Annotated in this window: 21 protein-coding genes; all 21 read right to left on the reverse strand. The window is 51.6% G+C overall.

All coding sequences use genetic code 11. From position 1 onward, the window contains the following. Nucleotides 1-32 precede the first annotated feature (32 nt). Nucleotides 33-368, reverse strand: coding sequence for a 30S ribosome-binding factor RbfA (gene rbfA, locus LLU09_RS03375; RefSeq protein ID WP_040105623.1), 336 nt, complete (start codon nucleotides 366-368; stop codon nucleotides 33-35). 5 nt (nucleotides 369-373) lie between these two features. Beyond that, nucleotides 374-2551 (reverse strand): translation initiation factor IF-2, encoded by a 2178-nt coding sequence (gene infB / locus LLU09_RS03380; protein ID WP_094905786.1) that lies wholly within the window; start codon nucleotides 2549-2551, stop codon nucleotides 374-376. Between the two features lie 4 nt (nucleotides 2552-2555). Then, nucleotides 2556-2864, reverse strand: a complete 309-nt coding sequence (locus LLU09_RS03385; protein WP_228310463.1) for a L7Ae/L30e/S12e/Gadd45 family ribosomal protein — start codon at nucleotides 2862-2864, stop codon at nucleotides 2556-2558. After that, nucleotides 2861-3145, reverse strand: coding sequence for an RNase P modulator RnpM (rnpM, locus tag LLU09_RS03390; RefSeq protein ID WP_031548621.1), 285 nt, complete (start codon nucleotides 3143-3145; stop codon nucleotides 2861-2863). The genes LLU09_RS03385 and rnpM overlap by 4 nt, the downstream gene beginning before the upstream one ends. Before the next feature lie 19 nt (nucleotides 3146-3164). After that, nucleotides 3165-4217: a transcription termination factor NusA gene (gene nusA, locus LLU09_RS03395; RefSeq protein WP_228310464.1), complete on the reverse strand. Its 1053-nt coding sequence runs from the start codon at nucleotides 4215-4217 to the stop codon at nucleotides 3165-3167. A 16-nt stretch (nucleotides 4218-4233) separates the two neighbouring features. Beyond that, the gene (rimP, locus tag LLU09_RS03400; protein ID WP_228310465.1) at nucleotides 4234-4701 is read right to left on the reverse strand and encodes a ribosome maturation factor RimP; all 468 of its coding nucleotides are present in this window, start codon (nucleotides 4699-4701) and stop codon (nucleotides 4234-4236) included. Between the two features lie 119 nt (nucleotides 4702-4820). Continuing rightward, on the reverse strand, nucleotides 4821-9104 hold the full coding sequence (locus LLU09_RS03405) for a PolC-type DNA polymerase III (protein ID WP_228310466.1): 4284 nt from the start codon (nucleotides 9102-9104) through the stop codon (nucleotides 4821-4823). 54 nt (nucleotides 9105-9158) lie between these two features. Then, nucleotides 9159-10847 (reverse strand): proline--tRNA ligase, encoded by a 1689-nt coding sequence (locus LLU09_RS03410; RefSeq protein WP_228310467.1) that lies wholly within the window; start codon nucleotides 10845-10847, stop codon nucleotides 9159-9161. 11 nt (nucleotides 10848-10858) lie between these two features. Next, on the reverse strand, nucleotides 10859-12142 hold the full coding sequence (gene rseP / locus LLU09_RS03415; protein ID WP_228310468.1) for an RIP metalloprotease RseP: 1284 nt from the start codon (nucleotides 12140-12142) through the stop codon (nucleotides 10859-10861). 4 nt (nucleotides 12143-12146) lie between these two features. After that, nucleotides 12147-13271 (reverse strand): 1-deoxy-D-xylulose-5-phosphate reductoisomerase, encoded by a 1125-nt coding sequence (dxr, locus tag LLU09_RS03420; RefSeq protein ID WP_228310469.1) that lies wholly within the window; start codon nucleotides 13269-13271, stop codon nucleotides 12147-12149. Nucleotides 13272-13292: 21 nt separating this feature from the next. Further along, a complete protein-coding gene (locus LLU09_RS03425) occupies nucleotides 13293-14081 on the reverse strand; it encodes a phosphatidate cytidylyltransferase (RefSeq protein WP_228310470.1) in 789 nt (262 codons plus the stop codon). A 1-nt stretch (nucleotide 14082) separates the two neighbouring features. After that, on the reverse strand, nucleotides 14083-14835 hold the full coding sequence (locus tag LLU09_RS03430; protein WP_228310471.1) for an undecaprenyl pyrophosphate synthase: 753 nt from the start codon (nucleotides 14833-14835) through the stop codon (nucleotides 14083-14085). Between the two features lie 130 nt (nucleotides 14836-14965). Further along, nucleotides 14966-15523 carry a ribosome recycling factor gene (frr, locus tag LLU09_RS03435; protein WP_228310472.1) on the reverse strand — a complete coding sequence of 186 codons (558 nt, stop codon included), beginning with the start codon at nucleotides 15521-15523 and terminating at the stop codon, nucleotides 14966-14968. A gap of 15 nt (nucleotides 15524-15538) precedes the next feature. After that, complete coding sequence (gene pyrH, locus LLU09_RS03440) at nucleotides 15539-16261, reverse strand: UMP kinase (RefSeq protein WP_040105635.1); 723 nt, start codon at nucleotides 16259-16261, stop codon at nucleotides 15539-15541. Nucleotides 16262-16384: 123 nt separating this feature from the next. Next, the gene (gene tsf / locus LLU09_RS03445; RefSeq protein ID WP_228310473.1) at nucleotides 16385-17263 is read right to left on the reverse strand and encodes a translation elongation factor Ts; all 879 of its coding nucleotides are present in this window, start codon (nucleotides 17261-17263) and stop codon (nucleotides 16385-16387) included. Nucleotides 17264-17365: 102 nt separating this feature from the next. Further along, entirely contained in the window at nucleotides 17366-18136 is a 771-nt protein-coding gene (gene rpsB / locus LLU09_RS03450) for a 30S ribosomal protein S2 (RefSeq protein WP_040105637.1), read from the reverse strand. Nucleotides 18137-18291: 155 nt separating this feature from the next. Continuing rightward, nucleotides 18292-19062, reverse strand: coding sequence for a GTP-sensing pleiotropic transcriptional regulator CodY (gene codY / locus LLU09_RS03455; protein WP_228310474.1), 771 nt, complete (start codon nucleotides 19060-19062; stop codon nucleotides 18292-18294). A gap of 18 nt (nucleotides 19063-19080) precedes the next feature. Then, nucleotides 19081-20451 (reverse strand): ATP-dependent protease ATPase subunit HslU, encoded by a 1371-nt coding sequence (gene hslU / locus LLU09_RS03460; RefSeq protein ID WP_228310475.1) that lies wholly within the window; start codon nucleotides 20449-20451, stop codon nucleotides 19081-19083. Between the two features lie 14 nt (nucleotides 20452-20465). Continuing rightward, the gene (gene hslV / locus LLU09_RS03465) at nucleotides 20466-21005 is read right to left on the reverse strand and encodes an ATP-dependent protease subunit HslV (RefSeq protein WP_040105640.1); all 540 of its coding nucleotides are present in this window, start codon (nucleotides 21003-21005) and stop codon (nucleotides 20466-20468) included. Between the two features lie 4 nt (nucleotides 21006-21009). Beyond that, nucleotides 21010-21891 carry a tyrosine recombinase XerC gene (gene xerC / locus LLU09_RS03470; RefSeq protein ID WP_228310476.1) on the reverse strand — a complete coding sequence of 294 codons (882 nt, stop codon included), beginning with the start codon at nucleotides 21889-21891 and terminating at the stop codon, nucleotides 21010-21012. A 206-nt stretch (nucleotides 21892-22097) separates the two neighbouring features. Next, nucleotides 22098-24164, reverse strand: coding sequence for a type I DNA topoisomerase (gene topA / locus LLU09_RS03475; RefSeq protein ID WP_228310477.1), 2067 nt, complete (start codon nucleotides 24162-24164; stop codon nucleotides 22098-22100). Between the last annotated feature and the right edge of the window lie 86 nt (nucleotides 24165-24250).

Raw genomic sequence — 24250 nt, forward strand, 5'->3', positions numbered from 1 at the left:
AAAATAAAAACCTGGGGGGAGTCCCCTCAGGTTTATTTGTCTTTGATTTCATTCAGAAGATTTTCGATCTTATGGCCGTACTCAATGGAAGTATCATACTTGAACTGCAGTTCCGGCGCTTTTCTTATCCTGATTTCCTTTGCCACTTCGGAGCGGACCAGACCTTTCGCCCGGTCGAGCCCCGCTTCCACTTCCTCCCTATTGTCGTTCAGGGAAGTGTAGTAGATCGTCGCAATCTCCATCTCCTTAGTCAGCTCGACATCCGTCACTGTAACCATCCCGATATCGGGATCTGATACTTTTGTGCGGAGTGCCTCACTCACCACTTTTTTTATTTCTTCGGCAACTCTTTCATGTCTGTTGCTCATAGTCATCACCTTTCAATTTCAACCATGATATAAGGTTCGATCTGGTCCCCCTCTTTAAGGTCATTGAAGTTCTTGATCGTCAGACCGCATTCGTAGCCCGCGGTCACTTCCTTGGCGTCGTCTTTGAAACGCTTGAGGGTATCCAGTTCACCTTCGTAGATTACTATACCCTCTCTGATGACTCTTACACCTGAATCCCTGGTGATTTTACCGTCAGTGACATAGGCGCCGGCGATTGTGCCCACCTTGGAGACTTTGAATGTCTGGCGGACTTCCACGTTGCCGATGACCTTCTCTTCATACTCGGGATCGAGCATGCCCTTCATCGCAGATTCTATCTCTTCGATGACGTTGTAGATGATGCGGTGGAGCCTCATATCGACTTTCTCACGTTCTGCCGCCTTCTTGGCATTGACATCCGGACGGACGTTGAAGCCGATGATGATCGCTTCGGATGCGGAGGCGAGTGTAACGTCGGATTCGTTGATTGCACCGACGCCCGTGTGGATGATGCGTACATTGACGCCTTCCACATCGATTTTCATCAGGGAGGCGCTCAATGCTTCGACAGAGCCTTGCACGTCCCCTTTGATGATGAGGTTGAGGTCCTTCGTTTCGCCTTCCTTCATCTGTTCGAAAAGGTTGTCCAGTGTGACTGCAGATGTCTGCTCACGATCCTTCATGACCTGCTCTTCGCTTCTCGCTTCACCGATGCTGCGTGCTGTCTTGTCATCCTTGAAGACGACGAAACGGTCGCCTGCATGCGGCACGGCGTTCAGCCCTGTGATTTCGACAGGCGTGGATGGACCAGCCTCCTGGATGCGACGTCCAAGATCATCGACCATTGCCCTGACCTTGCCGAATGTATTCCCGACAACAATCGAGTCGCCGACCTTCAGCGTGCCGTGCTGGACGAGCAGTGATGCGGCAGGGCCCCTTGACTTGTCGAGCTCCGCCTCGATGACTGTGCCGACTGCCGGCCTGTCACTCTTCGTCTTCAGTTCTGCAACTTCGCCGACGAGTGTGATCATTTCAAGGAGATCTTCAATGCCCTCTCCACTCAGTGCAGAAAGGGAAACGAAGATCGTGTCTCCACCCCAGTCTTCCGGATAGAGGCCATGTTCGCCGAGTTCCGTCATGACGCGCTCAGGATTCGCCGTCGGCTTGTCCATCTTGTTGACGGCGACGATGATCGGCACTTCCGCCGCTTTCGCGTGGTTGATCGCTTCAATCGTCTGAGGCATTACACCATCATCGGCAGCAACGACGAGCACTGTGATGTCCGTCACCTGCGCACCGCGTGCACGCATCGTTGTGAATGCAGCGTGTCCCGGTGTGTCGAGGAACGTGATCTTCTTGCCGCCCGACTCGATCTGGTAGGCACCGATGTGCTGCGTGATGCCGCCCGCTTCCCCTGCCGTCACTTTCGTATGGCGGATGGAATCGAGCAGTGTCGTCTTACCGTGGTCGACGTGGCCCATGATGGTAACGACGCTTGGACGCTCTTCATTCATGTCGTCACCGAGCTCGAAATAGTTTTCAAGGTCCGTATCGTCCACCACGACTTCGAGTTCGGCAGTGAAGCCATGGTCGCTGGCGATCAGTTCCACTGAATCATTGTCCAACGCCTGGTTGATATTGGCTACGATGCCCACCATAAAGAGGTCTTTGATGATCTTCGAGGAATCCACGCCAATCTTCTCGGCCAGTTCACCGACTGTGATGCCTTCCTGATAGGTGAAGTTCTTAGGAAGTTCGACCTCTTTTTTGACCGGCTCAGGCTTCTGGTTCTGGTTCTTCTGCTTGTTTCCAGGTTTCTGGTTGCGGCTGTTCTTGTTCCTGTTGCCTGCACCAGGCTTATGGTTCCTGTTGTTCCTCTGTGGCCCCTGGCCGCCCCTCTGCTGGCCGCCCTTCTGCTGGTTGCCTTGGCCGCCTTTTTGGGTGTTCTGACCACCTTGGCTGCCTTTTTGGGTATTCTGGCTTTTCGACTGTCCGCTGTTGCTGGAGCTGCTGTCTGAAGTGCCGGATTTCTTGAATTCCTTGTTGAGGAGGTTGACCTCGCTGTCTTCGAGTGATTTCATGTGGCTCTTCACTTCGATATTCCTCGCCTGCAGGAACTCAATCACCTTTTTGCTTGGTACTCCACATTCTTTTGCATATTCGTAGATTCTGATTTTACTCATTGAATCACTTTCCTTTCTCTTTAAGCTGCAGCATCTTCCGGCTGAAACCTGGATCTGTAACTGACAATACAACCCGGTTCGGAGCGCCTGTAGCGGAGCTCAGCGCCTCGTTGGTGTAATCATCAATCAACGGTATTTCATAGTAGTTGCATTTATCTCTGACTTTCTTTGCTGTACTGCCACCTGCATCGCTGGCCAGGAATACGGCCTTGGCCCTGTTGCGCTGGATGGATTCTATCGTCTTTTCTTCCCCGGTCGTCAACATGCCGGCGCGCTTGGCCAGTCCCAAAAGATTCAATACCCTGTCGGTCATCTTTTCGGTATGTCCTCGCGGTAGATCAGGCGGATGATTTCATCGTATACCGGGGAAAGCGTATCACTGTCGAAACCGAGCCTGCCTTCAAGCTTCCTGCCTTTGCGTGCAGCTTCGACCTTTTCGAGATCTTTGACCACGTAGCTGCCGCGTCCGTTCTTCTTGCCCGTCGGATCGACGAAGACCTCTCGCTCTTTCGTCACGACAATACGGAGCAGATCTTTCTTCGGATGCATTTCATTGGTAAGGATACATTTTCTGAGCGGTACTTTCTTCTTCATGCTACATCACCCACAAGTATTATTCGATGACGCCTTCTTCACGGGCGTCTGATTCACTTTTGATATCGATTTTCCAACCGGTCAGCTTCGCAGCAAGACGGGCATTCTGCCCTCTTTTGCCGATGGCAAGCGAGAGCTGGTTGTCCGGCACGATCACCATGGTGGACTGGTTGTCCTCATCCACGATGACTTCCACTACCTGCGAAGGGCTTAGGGCATTCTTGACGAACACCCTCGGATCTTCGTTCCACAGGACGATGTCGATCTTCTCGCCCGAGAGCTCATTGACGATCGCTTCCACACGGGCACCCCTTGCACCGACGCAGGAACCTACCGCATCGACATCTGGATTTTGTGCATGGACGCTGATCTTGGAACGCTCACCGGCTTCCCTCGCAACACTCATGACCTCCACAGTCCCATCAAAGATTTCAGGCACTTCCTTTTCGAACAGGCGCTTCAGCAGATTCGGATGTGTCCGTGACACGAATATTTGTGGACCCTTCGTCGTCTGCTCGACCTTGTTGACATAGACCTTGATCCTGTCATTCGGACGGTACACCTCGTTCGGCATCCTCTCGGATTCGCTCAATACGGCGTCCGTCCGGCCCAGCTGGATATGGACGAAACGATGGTCGACACGGTCGATCAGCCCCGTCATGATCTCGTCCTCCTTATCGATGAACTCGTTGTACAGGATGCCCCGTTCTGCATCACGGAGACGCTGCATCACTGCCTGTTTGGCGGCCTGGGCACCCACCCGGTTGAAGTCCTTCGGCGTGACATCCTCGTCGTAGGGGTCTCCGATTTCATATGCCGGATTGACCGTACGGGCGGTTTCAAGGTCGATTTCCGCAGTGGGATCCTCGACCTCCTCGACCACATCCTTCCGGGAAACGACACGGTATGAGCCGTTTTCCATATTCAGGTCCACCTTGACGTTCTTATGCTGTGAGTAGTTCTTTTTATAGGCTGTAAGAAGTGCCGCCTCTATCGTTTCGACAAGCACTTCGTTTGGAATGCTCTTTTCCTTTTCAAGGTATTCAATTGCATTCAGTAGTTCCTGGTTCACTAATAAGCGCCTCCAATCATAATATTACCGCTTTGCGTATGGTCGCAATCCTGTCCCGGCCAATCGTAACCGTCTTTGTTCGGGTTTTTTCCCTGTAGTCGATTGTCACTGTATCAGAATCGTAGTCCTTTAAGATGCCTGTCCATTCCTTGTTGCCGTCGATCTGCTGATACGTTTTGACATATATCCCCTGGTTCAATGTCATTTCCAGGTCGTCGTCATCTTTGATCGGACGTTCGGCGCCGGGAGAAGAGACATCGAGGAAGTAGCCTCCCTTGATGATATCCCACTCATCGAGCTTTTCACCCAGTACTTCACTTGCCTGAGCACAGTCTTCGAGTGTGATGCCACCCTTTTTGTCAAGATACAGCCTCAAATAGTAGTCAGGACCCTCTTTCACATATTCCACTTCGATGAGCTTATACCCCAACTCCTCGATCAGCGGCTGTGCATGTGTCATGACATCCTGTTCTGTACGATTCACTGTCCATTCCCCTCCTTCAAAACTAAGAGAAGAACGGGCTAGCCCGTTCTTCTCCTTGTGACTGGGTATTTAATATCACAATTATTATATCACAGAGCAAACGTGCCTGCAACTACGCACTACATGTCGAAGATCGACAGCTGGGCCTTGTCCGGCAGGTGGTTCAGGCTGCCGAGTTCGGTCAGGTAGTCCACGATCTTCGGAGAGACGCCTGCACGCTTGTTCAAGTCCTCCTTGGAGATGAACGGCTCCTCTTCACGCGCCTCGACGATGCGCCTTGCGACGCTTGCCCCGAGACCCGGTACAGCGAGGAACGGCGGTATGAGCGCGTCCCCTTCGATCTTGAATTCGGTGCTGTCCGACTTCTCGACATCCACCGGGCGGATCTTATAGCCGCGCTGCGCCATTTCATTCGCCAGTTCCAGTACGATGAGCGTATCCTTCTCCTTTTTGGTCAGCTCCTGGAACCGCTGGTTCATCTCCTTCACCTTATGCTTGATCGTCGTGCTGTCCTTGACCATCGTCAACAGGTCGAAGTCCGAGGCGCGTACGGTGAAATAGCTTGCATAGTAGTAGAGCGGATAATGCACCTTGAAATATGCGATCCGCACGGCCATGAGTACATAGGCCGCCGCGTGGGCTTTCGGGAACATGTATTTGATCTTCTTGCATGAATCGATGTACCAGCCCGGTACACCCTGCTCACGCATTGCGGATTCATGCTCTTCGGAAAGTCCCTTCCCCTTCCTCACCTTCTCCATGATGTTGAAGGCAAGAGAAGGTTCGAGCCCCTGATACATCAGGTAGACCATAATGTCGTCCCGGCAGCCGATGACGTTCTTGAGGTCGCATGTGCCGCTTCTGATGAGGTCCTGGGCGTTGCCGAGCCATACGTCGGTCCCGTGTGACAGGCCTGAGATCTGTACGAGCTCACTGAATGTCGAAGGCCGAGTATCCTCAAGCATCTGCCGCACGAATCCTGTACCGAACTCCGGTACGCCGAGCGTGCCTGTCCGGCATACGATATCCTCTTCAGTGACGCCGAGCACTTCCGGTGAATTGAAGAGCGACATCGTCTCCTGATCATCCACGGGCACCGTCTTCGGATCGATGCCCGAAAGGTCCTGCAGCATGCGGATCATCGTCGGATCATCGTGTCCGAGTATGTCCAGCTTGAGCAGGTTATCGTGGATGGAATGGAAGTCGAAGTGCGTCGTCTTCCATTCCGATTCTATATCATCCGCAGGGTACTGGATCGGCGTGAAATCGAAGATGTCCATATAGTCCGGAACGACGATGATGCCCCCCGGGTGCTGTCCGGTCGTCCGCTTGACCCCGCTGCATCCGAGGACGAGCCGGTCGATCTCCGCGCCCCGCCGATGGAGGCCATTGTCGTTCAGGAAGCCTTTGACGTAGCCGAAGGCCGTCTTCTCTGCGACGGTGCCGATCGTTCCCGCACGGAAGACCTTGTCTTCACCGAAGAGTTCCTTCGTATAGTTGTGCGCGACCGGCTGGTAGTCACCGCTGAAGTTCAAGTCGATATCCGGCACCTTGTCGCCCTTGAATCCGAGGAAGGTTTCGAATGGAATGTCCTGCCCCTCCTTGATGAGGGCCGAACCGCATGTGCCGCAATCCTTATCGGGCAGGTCATAGCCCGAGCTCACACTGCCGTCCATGAAGAATTCACTCGTCCGGCATTCGGGACACACGTAGTGCGGCGGCAGCGGATTGACTTCTGTGATTTCGGTCATCGTCGCGACGAAGCTCGAACCGACGGACCCCCGTGAACCGACGAGATAGCCGTCATTAAGGGACTTCTTGACGAGCTTCTGACTGATCAGGTAGATGACTGCAAAACCGTTGCCGATGATGCTGTCGAGCTCCTTTTCAAGCCGCTCGACCACAATTTCGGGAAGGTCATCCCCGTAAAGGCTACGGGCATTGCTGTAGCTGAGTTCCCTGATTTCATCATTCGCCCCTTCAATGTTCGGGGTATAGAGCTTGTCCTGGATCGGGACGACCTCTTCTATACTGTCTGCAATGCCGTTCGGTGCGTCTATGACGACTTCCTTCCTGACATCCGCGTCCAAGAAGGCGAACCCTTCCAGCATTTCATCCGTCGTCCTGAAATGCGCATCCGGCAGACGTCCGCGTGAAAGAGGATTCCCCGGATTGCTCTTCACAAGGATGTCCCGGCAGAGCTTGTCCGATTCATCCAGATAGTGCACGTTGCCTGTGGCGACGACCGGCTTGTTCAGCTCGTCACCGAGTGTGATGATGTTTGTGATGATCTCCTCCAGGGTCTTTTCATCGCGTACAATTTCACGATCGAGCAGCCGGCTGTAGAGCGCTTTAGGGAAGATTTCAAGATAGTCGTAGAAGCCCGCGACCTTCTTCGCCTGGTCATATGACTTCTGCATCATGGTCGTGAACACTTCACCGGAATCGCACGCACTGCCGATCAGTATGCCGGACCGGTATTTTTCAAGCACCTGCTTCCTGATCCGCGGTGTCTTATAGAAGTGGTCGGTCAGTGAGGCGGAGACGATCTTGAACAGGTTCTTCAGCCCCTCCTGGTTCTGTACGAGCAGAGTGACATGCGTCGGCATGGCCCGCTTGTAGGAATCGGAGTCGGCAAGCTTTTCGTTGATGTGGCTGTGGTTGTCTATGCCGAGCTTCCTGATCTGCGACAGCATCTTGATGAAGATATAGGCCGTCGCCTCCGCATCATAGATGGCCCGGTGGTGCTGGGTCAGCTCCACATTATATTTCTTCGCGAGTATGTTCAGTCCGTGCTTTTTGAAATCCTTGTTGATTGCACGGGACAGTTCGAGCGTATCGATGACGCCGTTGGTGTAGGAACCGAGGCCTTCCTTGCTGTAGGCCGCTTCTATGAAGCCCATGTCGAAGCTCGCGTTGTGGGCGACGAATATCGCATCGCCGACCCACTCCTTGAAATCTGTGATGACTTCTGAAATCGGTGGTGCATCCACCAGCATATCATCCGTGATGCCCGTAATCTCCTTGATGGTTTCCGTCAGCGGCTCATTCGGGTTGCTGAAGCGCTCGAAACGGTCGATGATTTCGCCATCCTTCACCTTTACGCCGGCGAGTTCGATGATCTTGTCATATTTAGAGGACAGGCCTGTAGTCTCCACGTCGAAGACCACATACTCATGGGCATCGAGTACGATATCCTGGGGCTTGTAGGCGATCGGCGCACCATCATCGACAAGCAGCCCTTCCATGCCATAGATCATCTTGATGCCGTTCGCCTGTGCAGCGTAGTAGGCATCCGGATAGGCCTGTACATTGCTGTGGTCGGTGACCGCAATGGCCTTGTGGCCATAGTCGGCCGCCCGTTTGACATATTCCCCGATATTCCTGAGGCCATCCATCTGGCTCATTTCCGAATGCAGGTGGAGCTCCACACGCTTCTCTTCACTACGATCCGTCTTCTCAGGCTTATGGATGACATTAAGGTTGCGGATCATGAGCACCATATCCCTTGAAAATTCATCGTATTCCACGTTGCCTTCGATGACCACCCAGTCGTTCTTCGACAGGGCATCGAAGACGGCATCGTCATTCTTGCCATGCCGCGAGAACATCTTCGCGGCGATCGAATCGGTGTAGTCGGTGATCTTCAGCTGGAGTATCTTGCGTCCGGTCCGGAGTTCCCTGACTTCAGAATCGAAGATGACCCCTTCAACCTTGACGTTGAACTCTTCCTCCACAACCGTTTCAAGCGGGCGGATATCATTCATGTTCATGGATTTGCCGATCTGCTTGACGACCGTTTCCTGCTGTTGCTTCATCTCCGCTTCATTATCCTTCTGCTGTTCGATGAAGCCCTGTACGAGTTCCGTCTTCTCTTCTTTCAGGCGTGCCTCAAGCTTCGTCCGGCGATCGGTATCGAGCGCCTTGTCGGCATGGAATTCCACTGCACTGATCGGCATGCCGTACGTGGTGTAGGCATCGGTGAGGTTGCCGTTGATATGCTTGTTGAAATGTGCCACTTCAATTTCATTCTGTACTGAAAACGCCAAAACGCCGCCCTTGAACTGCTTGTCACAGTTGAGCAGCTGGAAGCGGATGTTCTCATTGACATTGATGTTGATGAGGGCATACTCCAGATAGTCGATGACATCCTTATCCGTGTAATGGTCTGCAGAAATGACCAACTTCGTATCTGCGATATTCGAAAAGGCATCCTCGATGCTTTTTTCCATCATGCTCCTTAAGGAGGCAGGTATCATCTGTTCGAAATGCAGGTGGAACTCCCACAGTCTTCTATCATCATCGGACACGACCTTCTTCAATGTCCCCGTGGCCAGATAGTCTTCATTTCCCCTGATGCCTGCCTGTTCGAGCAGGATGTTGAACTGGTCCTTTCCCTTCACTTGCAACACTCCTATAAAAGCGCGTAAATCCAGGATTTACGCGCCCAACTTCTTTTAATAGTTCACTTCCAGATACTGCTTCACGTCATCGATGGACAGTTCCATGGATTCTTCACTGTCCCTTGCCTTCACTTCCACTTTCCCCTCTTTGGCGGCGCGGCCGACAACGATCCTGTACGGCAGGCCGATCAGGTCGGAGTCTGCGAATTTCACACCTGCGCGCTCTTTCCTGTCATCGTACAGCACACGATAGTGCTTTCCAAGATCTTCATAGAGGGTCTCTGCGATTTCCGCTGCTTGCTTGTCCTTAGGGTTGGCGGTGATGATATGCACATCGAACGGCGTGACGGCCTTCGGCCAGATGATGCCCCGGTCGTCATGATGGCTTTCGATGATGGCGGACAGGGTGCGGGAAATGCCGACGCCATAGCAGCCCATGAGTACAGGCACGCTTCTGCCATTCTCATCGAGTACATTCAGGTTCATCGCTTCGGAATACTTGGTGCCCAGTTTAAATACCTGGCCGACTTCGATGCCCCTCATGAACTTGACCGGACCGCTGCCGTCCTGTGCCATTTCACCTTCGGTGATGAAACGGAAATCTCCGAACGCTTCAACTTCGAAATCCCGACCATGATTGACATTGATGAAATGATATCCGCTCTCGTTCGCCCCTGTCGGATAGTCCTGCATATTCCTGACCTGGTGGTCCAGGTATACCGGCAGGTCCGTCCCCACCGGTCCAAGGCTCCCTGGCGAAGCACTCAGCAGGTTCTCGATCTCTTCATCGGTGGCAAAGTCAATGTCATCGGTTCCGAAGTGGGACTTGAGCTTCACATCATTCAGCTCATGGTCTCCACGGAGCAGGATCATCACGTAGTCATTATCGACACGCATGATCATCGTCTTCGTCGTCTCCTCCAAGGTGATGTCGAGGAATTCTGCAAGGGAGCTGCATGTGGAGACAGCTGGTGTCGCCACCTTCTCGACTTCCCTGTCGCTGTTCAATTCCTCAACTTCCGGTATCGGACATCCCGCCTTCTCGATGTTTGCTGCATAGTTGCTGCCATCGGTGTAGGCGATCGTATCTTCGCCGATGTCCGCAAGCGCCATGAATTCATGGGTATGGCTGCCGCCGATTGCTCCGGAATCCGCTTCGACTGCACGGTAATTCAATCCAACGCGGCTGAAGATGTTCGAATAGGCCTTGTACATATCATGATATGTTTCATCCAGTGACGCTTCGTTGCTGTGGAAGGAGTAGGCATCCTTCATGATGAATTCACGTCCGCGCAAAAGTCCATACCGTGGACGGAGTTCATCCCGGAATTTCGTCTGGATCTGGAACAGGGTCAACGGGAGCTTCTTGTAGCTCTTCAATTCGTCGCGCAATAGCGCCGTCACGATTTCCTCATGTGTCGGACCGAGGGCGAAATCGCGCTCGTGGCGGTCCTTCATGCGCATCAGTTCACTGCCGTACGCCTCCCAGCGGCCGGACTCCTGCCATAGTTCCTTCGGATGCAGCACAGGCATATGGATCTCCACACCGTCGATGTCGTTCATCTCTTCCCTGACGATCTGTTCGATGTTGTTCAGAACGAGCTTGGTGATCGGCAGATAGGTATATATGCCACTTGCCATCTGCTTGATCATCCCCGATTTCAGCATCAGGCGGTGGCTCAGGCTGTCAGCATCCTGCGGCGTTTCACGCATTGTTGGTATAAACATTCTGGATTGTCTCATTCATTTCACTCCTAAAGGAAAAATGTCTTTATGTCGTTCCATGTTACAAGGATCATGACCATCAGCAGGAACAGCACACCAACCAGCTGGATGTTCAGTTCCACCTTCTTGTTCAAAGGTTTCCTGAAGATGCCTTCATAGAGGACGAACAGGATGCGTCCCCCGTCAAGTGCCGGAATCGGCAGCAGGTTCATGATGCCAAGGTTGACGCTCAGTATGGCGGTGAAGTTTATCAGTGTGATCAGCCCCTGGGCCGCCACCTCCTCCGTCACCTTGTATATGCCGACCGGTCCGTTCAGCATATCAAAGGAGAATGTCCCCTCAAATATGCTCAAAAACATATTGACCACCAGATCAAAAATCATGGTGCTCATCTGGACGGTCTGCTCTGCACCCCACAGTATCGGGGAGAACATACCGCGCTCCATCTCGGCTCCGATGCCGATGATGAGCCTTTCCGACGTTTCACCATCCGGGAGCTCCGTAGTTTCGACGACCGGCGTCATCTCCACTGTCCGAGATTCACCGTCATTGGCCACTTCAATATCGAGCGGCTGTTCACCCTGCTCCTGGATGATGGCAGACATATCATTCCAGTCATCCACGGTTTCACCATTGATGGTTTCGAGGCGATCCCCTTCCTGGAGACCCGCTTCCTCAGCAGGTGTATCCTCTGCAACAAAACCGACGACCGCTTCATCCGTGGGTTTCCCCTGCACATAGAACAGCACCGTGAAGAGGACGAATGCCAGGACGAAGTTCATCAGCGGTCCCGCAGCAAGCGTCATGAACCGGTGTCCGACCGACTTAGACTCGAAACGCGACTCCTTTGGCGCGATGCGCTCCAATTGCGAATTCTCGACGAAGTAGGCTTCGTGCGCCAGGTTATAGGTGACCTCCTCTCCATCATGGAGACGGGTCGCGCGGATGTACATCTCTTTCGTGATATCGGATTCGATCACTTCCACTTCCTCTATCTGGGTGAAGTTGTGCTTGTCATCGAGGATGATATGCGTGATGTCATCCTTTTCATCCACCTTGAGCTGTACACGCATGCCGGCATTCAATGGATTGACTTCCATCTCTTCGGAAGCCATCCGCACATAGCCGCCGACGGGCAACAGCCGTACGGTATAGAGCGTATCATTATATTTATGTGAAAATATCTTCGGTCCCATGCCGATGGCAAATTCGGGACACATGATACCGGCCCGTTTGGCAAAGATCAGGTGTCCGAGTTCGTGAACCGTCACCAGCACACCAAAGACAACAATAAAAGCTAAAATGCCGGTCATTTCATCACCTCATATCAGACTTGTAGAGCCGGTCGTAGTAGAGAATCGTATCGAGATCCGGGTTCTGAACTGCCTCATGGCCATACATGCGCGACTCCACAATCTCCTCGATTTCCAAAAAGGATATTTCCCCCTCAAGGAAACGGTTCACTGCGTATTCGTTCGCGGCATTCATGACAGCTGGCATCGTGCCGCCTGTACGAAGGGCATCATATGCGAGTGCAAGCATCCGGAACCGCTCAAGATCCATCGGTTTGAAATTGAGCTGGCTGAGGGCATCGAGGTCCATGGGATTATCCATCGGCAGCCTTTTCGGATGGCTGAATGCAAACTGGATGGCCGTCTTCATATCAGGCGTCCCCATCTGTGCCATGATGCTGTTGTCGACGAACTCGACCATGGAATGGATCGTACTCTCCCGGTGCAGGATTGTGGAAATCTGATCCACTTCCGCATCAAAGAGCCATTTGGCCTCGATGACTTCAAGTCCCTTGTTCATCATTGTCGCGGAATCGATCGTAATCTTGCGGCCCATCGACCAGTTGGGATGGTCGAGTGCGTGCTCGAGTGTCACATCCCGGAGTCCCTCCCTCGAGAGGTCCCTGAATGATCCCCCGCTTGCAGTCAGGATGATGCGCTTCATTTCACGCAGGTCCTCACCCCTCAGGCACTGGAATATTGCAGAATGCTCCGAATCGACGGGAATGATCGAGACGCCCTTCTCCCTGGCCCTCTCCATTACGATTTCGCCTGCGGCAACAAGCGTCTCCTTGTTTGCAAGTGCAATGTCCTTGCCCGCGTCGATTGCAGCCAGGGTCGGACCAAGGCCGACGCTGCCCATTACAGCTGTGAGCAGGATATCCGCGTCATCGGCTGCAACCGCCATGAGTCCCTCCCGGCCACATATGAACTCGATATCGGGATACCTGCCTTTCAACTCTAGGCGGTCCGAGTCCTTCATCACGCTCACAAGCTTCGGCCTGAATGATTCAAGGATCTTCTCAAGACCCTCTATATTCCTGCCGATCGAGATGCTGCCGAGTTCGAACTGCTCAGGGTTGTTCCCTATGACTGTCAGCGCCTGTGTCCCGATGGAGCCTGTTGCACCAAGTATGGAAATTTTTTTCATATGATTCACCTGTATTCTGGATTAAGTTATGATCGGTAAAATGTTCATCAGGGGCAGGACGAAGATGAAGCTGTCGAAACGGTCCAGCACACCGCCATGACCCGGCAGCAGACGCCCTGAATCCTTGACGTCAAAATGGCGCTTCAATGCGGATTCCACAAGGTCCCCGAGCTGTCCGAACATACTCAGTATCATTGTAAGCAGCAGGAACAGGAGGACATGTACGCCTTCAATCCAGCCCATCAGATAGAACAGGAGAGCCAGCAGGACGCTGCAGAATATGCCTCCAAGAAAGCCTTCCAGCGTCTTGTTTGGGCTGATCTGGGGCCATAGCTTCCTTCTCCCCAGTGCACGGCCGAAAAGATAGGCGCCTGTGTCGGTGACCCAGACGATCAGCAGACCGTACAGTATGTAGATGATCCCCTCTTCCCGCGTTTCGTAGAAATACATGAAGCCGATGCCGACATACGCCACTGCAAGTACGCAGAATCCCATATCCACGAAGGAGAACCTATTCTTGCTGATGACGGTGAAACTCAGCATGAGCAGTGCCATGACGATGATCAGGTCGACCTGGAACATCGATATATAGGGCATATAGGATTCCTGTGGCATCATGACGATGAAGAGCGCCACCATTGAGAGCATCCCCGGAATCGAGAAAATGTGGATACGGTTCATCTTGAGTATTTCATACAGTGCTGTATAGGCCAGAAGGAAGACTGTAATCAGCAGGGGCCATGAGCCCAAAACGACAATGGGTACAAATATTGATAAGGCGATGATCGCTGTTATCGTCCGCGTCTTCATGTCATTCCTCCTCTTTGTTAAGTCCCCCGAACCTTCTCTCACGTTTCCTGTACTGTGAAATCATCTGATCGAGTTCTTCTGTTGTAAATTCAGGCCATAGCGTCTCAGTGAAAAAAAGCTCACTGTATGATGACTGCCACAGCAGGAAATTGCTCAGCCTGTATTCACCGCTTGTGCGGATCAGCATTTCGGGATCGGGGATTGTGCATGTCATGAGATGGTGGTCCACCATCTCAGCCGTAATATCTTCCGGGGCGAGATTGCCGTCTTCAACATCGTGTGCCATCTTCCTAAATGCCTGGATGAGCTCATCCCGCCCGCCATAGTTGAGGGCGAAGATGAGGTTGAGTCCCGTATTGAGGGAAGTCTTGTCGACCGCCTGCTGTACGGCTTTTCTCGTATGTATCGGCAGGGCGTCCAAATTGCCTATGGTGGTTACCTTGACGTTCTTCTCTATGAGTTCCGGCAGAAACGTTCCGAGGAAATCCCCCGGCAGTTTCATCAGATAGTTCACTTCGCTTTTCGGCCGCGACCAGTTCTCCGTGGAAAAAGCATATAGAGTCAGATACTTGATGCCGAGATCTGAAGCATGCCTTGTGATGCGCTTTACATTCTGCATGCCTTCATAATGACCGTTTACCCGTGGTTTATTTTTCTGTTTGGCGTACCTGCCATTGCCATCCATGATGATGGCGATATGTTCAGGCAGCTCTTTTTCGGAACCGGTTCTCTTTTGCTTCTTCCAACCAAACATAACAATCCTCCTGAAGCATTATAATTATTAGTATACATTGATAATATCGTGTCCTCAATCACTTTATTCTACCATATAACAGAGAGAACATAAAAAAACAGGCAGGAAAATCCTGCCCTGGAATGATGATTCAGACTTCCATGATGTCGGTTTCTTTTTCGTCACACATCTTGTCGATCTGATCGATGTAGTCATTCGTCAGCTGCTGTACATCTTCTGTATAGCTTCTGAGGTCATCTTCAGTCAGTTCGCCATCTTTTTCAAGACGCTTCAATTCGTCGTTCGCATCACGTCTGATGTTGCGGACGGCAACTTTGGCATTCTCGCCTTCCTTGCGCGCATCCTTGACGAATTCCTTGCGGCGTTCCTCCGTCAGCTGTGGGACGGTGATGCGGATCATCGTGCCGTCGCTTGTAGGATTTACACCAAGATCGGCCTGCTGGATGGCCTTCAGGACATCATCGACCGAACCTTTGTCGTATGGTGTCACTGTGAGCATCCGTGCTTCAGGCACAGAGATGCCTGCGAGCTGATTGACGGGGGTCGGCGCACCGTAATAGTCCACCGTCACACGGTCGAGCATGTTGGAGTTTGCACGGCCTGTACGGATTGTAGCAAGTTCCCTGCTCAAGCTTTCCAGTGACTTCTGCATTTTTGACTTGGCATCTTTTAAGACTGATTCACTCATTTTCTTTCTCTCCCATTACTTTTTGATTTCTGTACCAATCGTTTCGCCTGATACAGCACGTTTTATATTGCCGTCTTCTGTAATCGAAAATACCACAAGCGGTATGTCATTGTCCATACAAAAGGATGAAGCGGTCGCATCCATGACCTGCAGGTTCTCCTGCAGCATTTCCATATAGGTGAGTGTATCGTACTTGTGTGCATTGCCGTCGAGTTTCGGATCGGCGGAATAGACACCATCCACGTTGTTCTTGCCCATCAGGATCACATCGGCCTCCACTTCTGCTGCACGGAGTGCCGCAGTCGTATCAGTGGAGAAGTACGGATTTCCTATACCTGCTGCGAAGATGACGATGCGGCCCTTTTCAAGATGCCTGATTGCACGTCTTCTTATATAGGGTTCAGCCACCTGCTTCATTTCTATTGAAGTGAGCACCCGGGTCTCACAGTCCATCTGCTCCAGGCTGTCCTGCAGTGCCAGGGAATTCATGACGGTGGCGAGCATGCCCATGTAATCGGCTGTGCCACGGTCCATACCGAGGTCGCTGCCGACCTTCCCGCGCCAGATGTTTCCGCCGCCGACGATGACGGCAATCTCCACACCAAGATCCTTGGCTTCTTTCACCTGTTTGGCGATATTCTTGATCACGACCGGGTTGATGCCGAAGCCATCTTCACCGGCCAAGGCCTCACCACTCAATTTCAGTACGATACGTTTGTATTTGGAAGTCTCAGGCATATGTCTCCATCCTTACATAATTTAATATTCAATCCAAAAAGCATATGGGCCACCCATGTGGCACATGATGACAAGAAGAATAAATTTTCTCATCTGAAAAAAAGACACCGAAGTGTCTTTTTATTATTTATTCACTTGACCCATCACTTCATCAGCAAAGTTTTCCTGTCTCTTTTCAAGACCTTCGCCCACTTCGAAGCGGATGAAAGTTTTCAGGGCGCCGCCTTTGGATTTCAGGAACTGTTCAACAGTCTGATCGGAATCCTTGACGAATGGCTGGTCGACGATGCAGATTTCTTCAAGATACTTGCGCATTCTGCCTTCCACCATCTTGTCGACGATCTTCTCAGGCTTGCCTTCGTTCAGCGCCTGCTGCTTGAGGACTTCCCTTTCATGCTCGAGTTCATCCTGGGATACTTCATCTTTGGAGACATATTTAGGGTTCAGGGCTGCTGCGTGCATCGCAACATCTTTCGCTGCTGCATCGTCAGTGGAACCTTCAACAAGTGTCAGCACACCGATGCGGCCGCCCATGTGGAGGTATTCGCCGAATGCATCATTGTCCGTCTTCTCAGCGAGTGCGAATCTTCTGAGGGTGAGTTTCTCCCCGATTTTAGCCACTGCTTCATTCATGACGTCTTCGACTTTCTTGCCGTTCATTTCTGAAGCATTGAGTGCTTCGATGTCGGCTGGTTTAGTATCAAGGATATGCTCCGCGATATCTTTGACGAGTTTTTGGAATTCTTCGTTGCGTGCAACAAAGTCCGTTTCGGAGTTGATTTCGACGATGACGCCGTCATTGCCTTTGGAAGCGACGTGCACGATGCCTTCAGCAGCGATGCGGTCCGCTTTCTTGGCAGCTTTGGAGATGCCTTTTTCACGGAGATAGTCTGCCGCTTTGTCGATGTCACCATCAGTTTCCTGGAGTGCCTTCTTGCAGTCCATCATTCCAGCACCAGTTTTTTCACGTAGTTCTTTAACCAATTTTGCAGAAATAGCCATTTTCCATCCTCCTGGAATCATATTTTATACAGACCGGGAACACTCCCCGGTCTTTTAAAAAAGGTGATAAGAATAAGGAACTTATCACCGTTGATTAATGCTTTATTTGCTTTCGCCCGCTTCGACAGTCTCCTCTTCGGAGCCTTCTTCCATGTCGATGTTCTGCTCAGCAGCGATCTCCTGGTCGGATACGCCCTGCTGGCCTTCCAGTACTGCATCAGCCATTTTGCTTGTCATCAGTCTGACTGCACGGATGGCGTCATCGTTTGCAGGAATGACATAGTCGATCTCGTCCGGATCACAGTTTGTATCGACCATCGCAACGATTGGAATGTTGAGTTTCTTCGCTTCCATGATCGCGTTGCGCTCTTTTCTAGGGTCGACGATGAAGAGTGCCTTCGGCATTTCCTTCATCTCACGGATACCGCCGAGGAATTTGTTCAGACGTGTGTACTCTTTACGGAGTTCCATGACTTCCTTCTTAGGAAGTACATCGAAGATGCCGTCTGCTTCCATTTTCTCGATTTCAGAGATGCGTTTGATACGCTTTGAAATTGTTTTGTAGTTCGTCAGGATACCACCGAGCCATCTCTGGTTGACATAAAGTTGACCAGCGCGCTCCGCTTCTTCCTTGATTGCGTCCTGTGCCTGCTTCTTAGTACCGACAAAAAGGACTTTTCCGCCTTCTTCAGAGATGCTTTTTACGAAGTCGTAAGCCTCTCCTACTTTTTTGACTGTCTTCTGCAGATCGATGATGTAGATGCCGTTTCTTTCCGTGAAGATGTATCTCTTCATTTTCGGATTCCAACGGCGTGTCTGGTGACCGAAGTGTACACCAGCTTCAAGCAGTTGCTTCATAGTAATTACTGCCATGATATTTCCTCCTTTGGTTTTTCCTCCAGTACAGCTTTGGAAACGACCGTAAGGCACCTGTCTCCAATTCACCATACTGTGTGTGATGGGCTATTTTCAGCCTTGAATAATATAACATATTCCAACCATTAAATCAAACCCCTGATTCGTTCCAATCAGCTTTCTTTTCTAAGTTCAGGCAGGAAGTCCTCTTTTTTGACCTTGATGAAGGTGCCTTTCATGCCGAGGGAACGCGATTCGATGACGCCCGCACTCTCCAGCTTGCGCAGTGCGTTGACGATGACGGAGCGTGTAATGCCCACGCGGTCAGCAACTTTGGAGGCGACCAGGAGGCCTTCATCCGCATCCAGCTCGTCGAAGATGTGCTCGATCGCTTCACGCTCGGAATAGGAGAGGGAACGGATTGCCATGGCGATGCTCGCCTTGTCACGTGCCTTCTGCTCTATTTCCTCCTGCTTTTCACGGAGAATCTCCATTCCTACGACAGTACCGGCATACTCTGCCAACACAAGGTCATCTTCTTCGAACTGTTTGGATATGCGGCCAAGCACGAGTGTGCCGAGGCGCTCTCCGCCGCCGAAGATCGGCAGGATGCATGTTTCGGAATCCTGGAAGGAATCTTCCGTAGGGAAGACTGTCAGTTCATCTTCGAACTCGATGTTCTCCTGGGTTTCATTAATCTTCATGATCTTTTCGACATATTCCTCAGGGAACCTTCTCGCTTCGAGCATTTCAACGATGCGGTCGTTCTCGATCTTCTGGTTGATGCCGTAGCCCAGCAGTTTTCCTTTCCGTGAAACGATGAAGACGTTGCACTCGAGCACGCCGCTCACCTTTTCCGATACTTCCTTGAAATCGACTTTCACACCTTGATGACTCTGGATCAGCTTGTTGATATCTCTTGTTTTCTGTAGTAGGTTGCTCATGGTAATTCTCCTTTTAGGTTATAAGATAAATGCACTTAGATTCTTGTCGGACTTGATGTTGTTCAGCTTCGATTCCACGTACTGCCGGGTGATCTCCACATGCGTCCCCTGCATGCCGCTCGCTTCGAACAGCAACTCCTCAAGCAGGGTCTCGAGGATCGTGTGGAGGCGCCTTGCACCGATGTCATCCGTATCACTGTTCACTTCAAAGGCGATTTCTGCTATCTCCGTGATGGCTTCCTCAGTAAAGGAAATGGTCACTTCCTCCGTCTTCAGAAGCGCTTCATACTGTTTGAGCAGTGAACTCTGCGGCTCGGACAATATTTTGACGAAGTCCTCAGCCTTGAGCTTGTCGAGTTCGACACGGATCGGGAAACGCCCTTGGAGTTCCGGGATCAGATCGCTCGGTTTGGCGACATGGAAGGCACCGGCACCGATGAAGAGGATATGCTCGGTATCTATCGGACCGTACTTGGTCTGTACCGTACTGCCTTCGACGATCGGCAGGATGTCCCTCTGGACACCTTCCCGGGAAACGTCCCCGGTATTCTGCCCGCCTTTGGCGATCTTGTCCATCTCGTCGATGAAGATGATGCCCATCGTCTCGGCAAGCGATATCGCTTCGTCGTTGACATTGTCGGTATCGACGATCTTCTCGGCCTCTTCACGCTTCAGATATTCCCTTGCCTTCCTGACCGGCATGGTGCGCTTGTGCTTCTTCTTCGGCATGAACTGCTTGAGCATATCCTGCATGCCGCCCTCATCCATGCCTGGCATCATCATGCCCATCGGATTCTGCTCCTGTTCGACTTCGATGGTGACCTCTTCATCCTCCAGCATGCCGGAGGAGAGCTTTTCCCGAAGGTTCATGCGCTTCGCCCTTACTTCGGGCGTCACTTCCTCATACTCCTCCTCTGACTGCTGGTTCATGAACATCTCGAAAGGATTGGAGTTCGTCTGCCTGCGCTTCTCACCTGGTGCAAGAAGACCTACAAGGCGTTCTTCCGCAAGCTTCCGCGCATCCTCCTCGACCATCTTCATCTTCTCTTCCTTGACCATGCGGACGCTTGCTTCCACCAGATCACGCACCATGCTTTCGACATCCCTGCCGACATATCCGACTTCAGTGAACTTCGTCGCCTCCACTTTCGAAAACGGTGCGCCTGTAAGCTTTGCCATCCTTCTGGCGATTTCCGTCTTGCCGACTCCAGTCGGTCCGATCATCAGTATATTCTTGGGCACAACTTCGTCCTTCAATGAAGACTCGAGCTGCATGCGGCGGTAGCGGTTGCGCATTGCAATCGCCACTTTCCGCTTGGCTTCCTGCTGGCCGATGATGTCATCATCGAGTTTGGCAGTGATCTCCCTGGGAGTAAGATTTTGTCTCAATTCAAACGCTCCTTTTATTCAATCGTTTCTACAATTATATGGTCATTCGTGAAGACGCAGATTTCACTCGCGATCAGCAGGCTGTCCCGCGCTATCGTCGGGGCATCCAGATTGTCGCCGTGAAGCTTCATCGCGCGGCCGGCGCTCAGTGCAAAATTGCCACCGCTGCCGATAGCGAGGATGCCGTCATCCGGTTCTATAACCTCGCCCGTGCCGCTGACCAGAAGCAGCGTCTCCTTATCCATGACGATCAGCATGGCCTCAAGCTGTCTGAGGATCTTGTCGCCCCGCCATTCCTTGGCGAGCTCGACAGCCGCCCGTGTAAGATTGCCGTTATAGGCATACAGGTTCGCTTCGAATTTTTCAAACAGTGTGAATGCATCTGCAACGCTGCCGGCAAACCCTGCAACGACCTTGTCGTCGAAAAGGCGTCTGACCTTGCGTGCGGAATGCTTCATCACCACCTGGTTGCCGAGCGTCACCTGGCCGTCTCCGGCCATTGCCATCTTGTCCTTATGCCGTATGGCAAATATCGTTGTCCCTTTTATTGCCATGATTTCACCTCTTCTGATTAGCTGGATGATGCGCGAGATAGGTCTTTCTGAGCTGTTCCTTCGACACATGCGTATACTTCTGGGTCGTCGACAGCGATTCATGGCCGAGCAGTTCCTGCACCGCCCTGAGGTCAGCACCATTGTTCAGCATATGTGTCGCAAAGCTGTGCCTGATCTTGTGCGGATGGAGGTGGAGGTCGCTTGCGCTCCTTTTGACCATCATATCGATGACATACCGGAGGCCTCTGTCGGTCAGGGGACCGTTCCTCTGGTTGATCCATAATGCCCCATTCGCCTCAATTGCCTGATCGTGCTTTTCGATGTAGGCCTTCAGGGCTTCGGAAGCATGGGTGCCAAAAGGCAGCACCCTTTCCTTGTTGCCCTTTCCGCGCACCTTGAGCAGCCCGTGGTCGAAGTCGATATGCGACAATGTGAGGCCGAGCAGTTCAGAGGCCCGCATGCCGGTCGCATAGAGCAGTTCCAGTATGGCCCTATCCCGTTCGTACATTTTAGAATCCTGATCCAGGGAGTCGAAAAGCCCGCGTATTTCATTCTCGTACAGGAAGCCCGGCAAGGGCTTATCCCGTTTCGGGTTCGGCAGGTTCGTAAAGGGGTTCGAATTGCGGATCCCTTTGTCGATCAGGTAGTTGTAGAAGCTTCTGAGCGCCGATATTTTTCTGGACACTGTGGATTTCTTCAATTGTTTCTGATAAAGCATGTTGAGATAGTTCCTGGCATCCATGTACTTGAACGTTTCAATGTCCAGCCCCTCCTGGGTGAGGAACCTGAGAAACTCATTGATATCCCGCTTATAGTTGCTGACCGTGTGGGAGGAAAGGTTGCGCTGATATATGAGCTGTTCCATGAAATTCCCCAGATGATCCATTCCACCATCTCCTTTATCAGAATCTTATCACAATTCCAAAAAATTCATCAACCAATACCTTCGTTCCGGCACTCCGACAGCCGATTCAGTATCCAATAATATATAATAACCTATTTGACTGTAATTTACACAAAATAAATCGAATGTTTTCAATATTTTGTTCTTTCTCCAACAAAAATACCCATATCAGGATATGGGTACCTGTACTACTCGGCTTTTTCTTCATAATCACAGTTTGTACATTTCACTTTGGCCGTCTTGCCCTTTTTGGTTTCCACAAGATAGTGGTCACATTTCGGACAGTTCCTGCCGATCGGACGATCCCAGGAAATGAAGTCGCATTCCGGATAGCGGTCGCATCCGTAGAATATCCGGTTCTTTTTGGATTTCCTCTCGACGACATCACCTTCACTGCACTTCGGACATTTCACGCCGATGGTTTTGACGATCGCCTTCGTATTGCGGCAGTCCGGGAAGTTCGAGCAGGCCATGAACTTTCCATAGCGCCCCATCTTGTAGACCATCGGGGAGCCGCATTTCTCGCAGTCCTCGCCTGCCGGTTCATCCTTGATTTCAATCTTTTCCATCTCTTCGTCGGCACGCTCCACCTGAGGCTCGAAATCCTTGTAGAAATCATCTATGACCGCAACCCATGATGCTTCGCCTTCGGCGATATCATCCAGGTTCTTCTCCATGGACCGTGTGAATTCCACCTCTATGATATCGGGGAAGTATTGTGTCACCGACTGGTTGACGATTTCCCCGAGTTCGGTGGGGATGAAACGTTTCTGGTCGATTTTGACATAATTTCTCTTCTGGATCGTGTCCAATGTTGGTGCATAAGTGGATGGACGGCCGATCCCCTGTTCCTCCAGGGTCTTGACGAGCCTTGCTTCCGTATACCGCGGCGGCGGCTGGGTGAAGTGCTGGTTCGGATCGATCTTGTCGGACTTGACCGTCTCGCCTTCGGCAATTTCCGGCAGACGGTTGTTCAGGTCTTCTTCCCCGTCATCACTGCCTTCGATATAAATCTGCATGAAGCCTTTGAACTTGATCGTCTGGCCATTGCTCCTGAAGATGACGCCGTTATTCGACAGTTCCATACGGACAGTGTCCAGAATGGCCGGAGCCATCATGCTGGCGATGAAGCGATCCCAGATCAGCTTGTACAACCTGTACTGGTCGCGGGAGAGGTACTGCTTCATGTTGGCCGGCGTCCGGTTCGCACTTGTCGGCCGGACTGCCTCGTGGGCATCCTGGCTGCCTTCCGCCTTTTTCGCGGAAGGCTTTGCTCCAACGAATTTATTGCCGTATTCTCCTTCTATATAGTCGACCGCTTCCTGCTGGGCAACGGGTGAAATCCTGGTGGAATCCGTCCTCATATAGGTGATCAGACCTACTGTTCCGGCCTTCTTGATGTCTATTCCTTCATAGAGCTGCTGAGCGACCATCATCGTCTTGCGCGCCTTGAAGTTCAGCTTTCTTGCCGCTTCCTGCTGGAGGGAGGAAGTCGTGAACGGTTTCGACGGATAGCGTTTCTTTTCCTTCTTCTCCACCGAGTCCACATTGAACTGGTCGCCTTCAAGCTGTGACAGCACATGATCTACATCCTCTTTTGTCTTCAGCTTGATCTTTTCGTTGGCGAGCCGGTTGAACTTCCCTTCAAAGTTGTTTTTACCGTATTTGAAAAGACCTGTAATCGTCCAGTATTCTTCAGGCTTGAATTCCCTGATTTCATTTTCACGGTCGATGACCATCTTCAGTGCTACAGATTGGACACGTCCTGCCGACAGCCCCTTCTTAACCTTCTTCCACAGCACAGGTGAAATGTTGTAGCCGACGAGCCGGTCGAGTATACGGCGTGCCTGCTGCGCATCCACGAGCTTCTGATTGATCGAGCCCGGATGCTTGAAGCTCTCCTTCACCGCATCTTTCGTAATTTCGTTGAATACCACCCTGTAGTATTCCTTGTCATCTCCTAGTGCATGGCTCAAATGCCATGCGATAGCTTCGCCTTCGCGGTCCGGGTCACTTGCCAAGAATATCTTTTTCGCTTTTTTGGCTTCTTTCTTCAAATCCTTGAGAAGAGGCCCCTTGCCGCGAATGGTGATGTATTTGGGTTCATAATTGTTTTCAGTGTCTATCCCCGTTTGACTGCGAGGCAAATCGCGTACGTGACCCATCGATGCAACGACTTTGTATCGTTTGCCGAGGTATTTTTCTATCGTCTTAGCTTTCGCAGGCGATTCTACAATAACCAGATTATCTGCCACAGGCCGATTGCCTCCTTCGTTTGTGTTTTCAAATCCAAATAATACAGTGAAGTAAAATTGTTTGTCAACTATAATAGATTTTAAAT

The organism is Salinicoccus sp. RF5 (assembly GCF_020786625.1).
Taxonomy (GTDB): domain Bacteria; phylum Bacillota; class Bacilli; order Staphylococcales; family Salinicoccaceae; genus Salinicoccus.

Bases quoted from the DNA above. Each gene is read 5' to 3' on its own strand.
- tsf (WP_228310473.1), bottom strand. From the start codon at position 17,263: ATGGCTATTTCTGCAAAATTGGTTAAAGAACTACGTGAAAAAACTGGT.
- codY (WP_228310474.1), bottom strand. From the start codon at position 19,062: ATGAGCAACCTACTACAGAAAACAAGAGATATCAACAAGCTGATCCAG.
- pyrH (WP_040105635.1), bottom strand. From the start codon at position 16,261: ATGCCTGAGACTTCCAAATACAAACGTATCGTACTGAAATTGAGTGGT.
- LLU09_RS03410 (WP_228310467.1), bottom strand. From the start codon at position 10,847: ATGAGACAATCCAGAATGTTTATACCAACAATGCGTGAAACGCCGCAG.
- LLU09_RS03385 (WP_228310463.1), bottom strand. From the start codon at position 2,864: ATGACCGACAGGGTATTGAATCTTTTGGGACTGGCCAAGCGCGCCGGC.
- LLU09_RS03425 (WP_228310470.1), bottom strand. From the start codon at position 14,081: ATGAAGACGCGGACGATAACAGCGATCATCGCCTTATCAATATTTGTA.
- hslV (WP_040105640.1), bottom strand. From the start codon at position 21,005: ATGGCAATAAAAGGGACAACGATATTTGCCATACGGCATAAGGACAAG.
- xerC (WP_228310476.1), bottom strand. From the start codon at position 21,891: ATGGATCATCTGGGGAATTTCATGGAACAGCTCATATATCAGCGCAAC.
- rnpM (WP_031548621.1), bottom strand. From the start codon at position 3,145: ATGAAGAAGAAAGTACCGCTCAGAAAATGTATCCTTACCAATGAAATG.
- LLU09_RS03430 (WP_228310471.1), bottom strand. From the start codon at position 14,835: ATGTTTGGTTGGAAGAAGCAAAAGAGAACCGGTTCCGAAAAAGAGCTG.
- dxr (WP_228310469.1), bottom strand. From the start codon at position 13,271: ATGAAAAAAATTTCCATACTTGGTGCAACAGGCTCCATCGGGACACAG.
- rseP (WP_228310468.1), bottom strand. From the start codon at position 12,142: ATGACCGGCATTTTAGCTTTTATTGTTGTCTTTGGTGTGCTGGTGACG.
- rbfA (WP_040105623.1), bottom strand. From the start codon at position 368: ATGAGCAACAGACATGAAAGAGTTGCCGAAGAAATAAAAAAAGTGGTG.
- rpsB (WP_040105637.1), bottom strand. From the start codon at position 18,136: ATGGCAGTAATTACTATGAAGCAACTGCTTGAAGCTGGTGTACACTTC.
- frr (WP_228310472.1), bottom strand. From the start codon at position 15,523: ATGAGTGAATCAGTCTTAAAAGATGCCAAGTCAAAAATGCAGAAGTCA.
- infB (WP_094905786.1), bottom strand. From the start codon at position 2,551: ATGAGTAAAATCAGAATCTACGAATATGCAAAAGAATGTGGAGTACCA.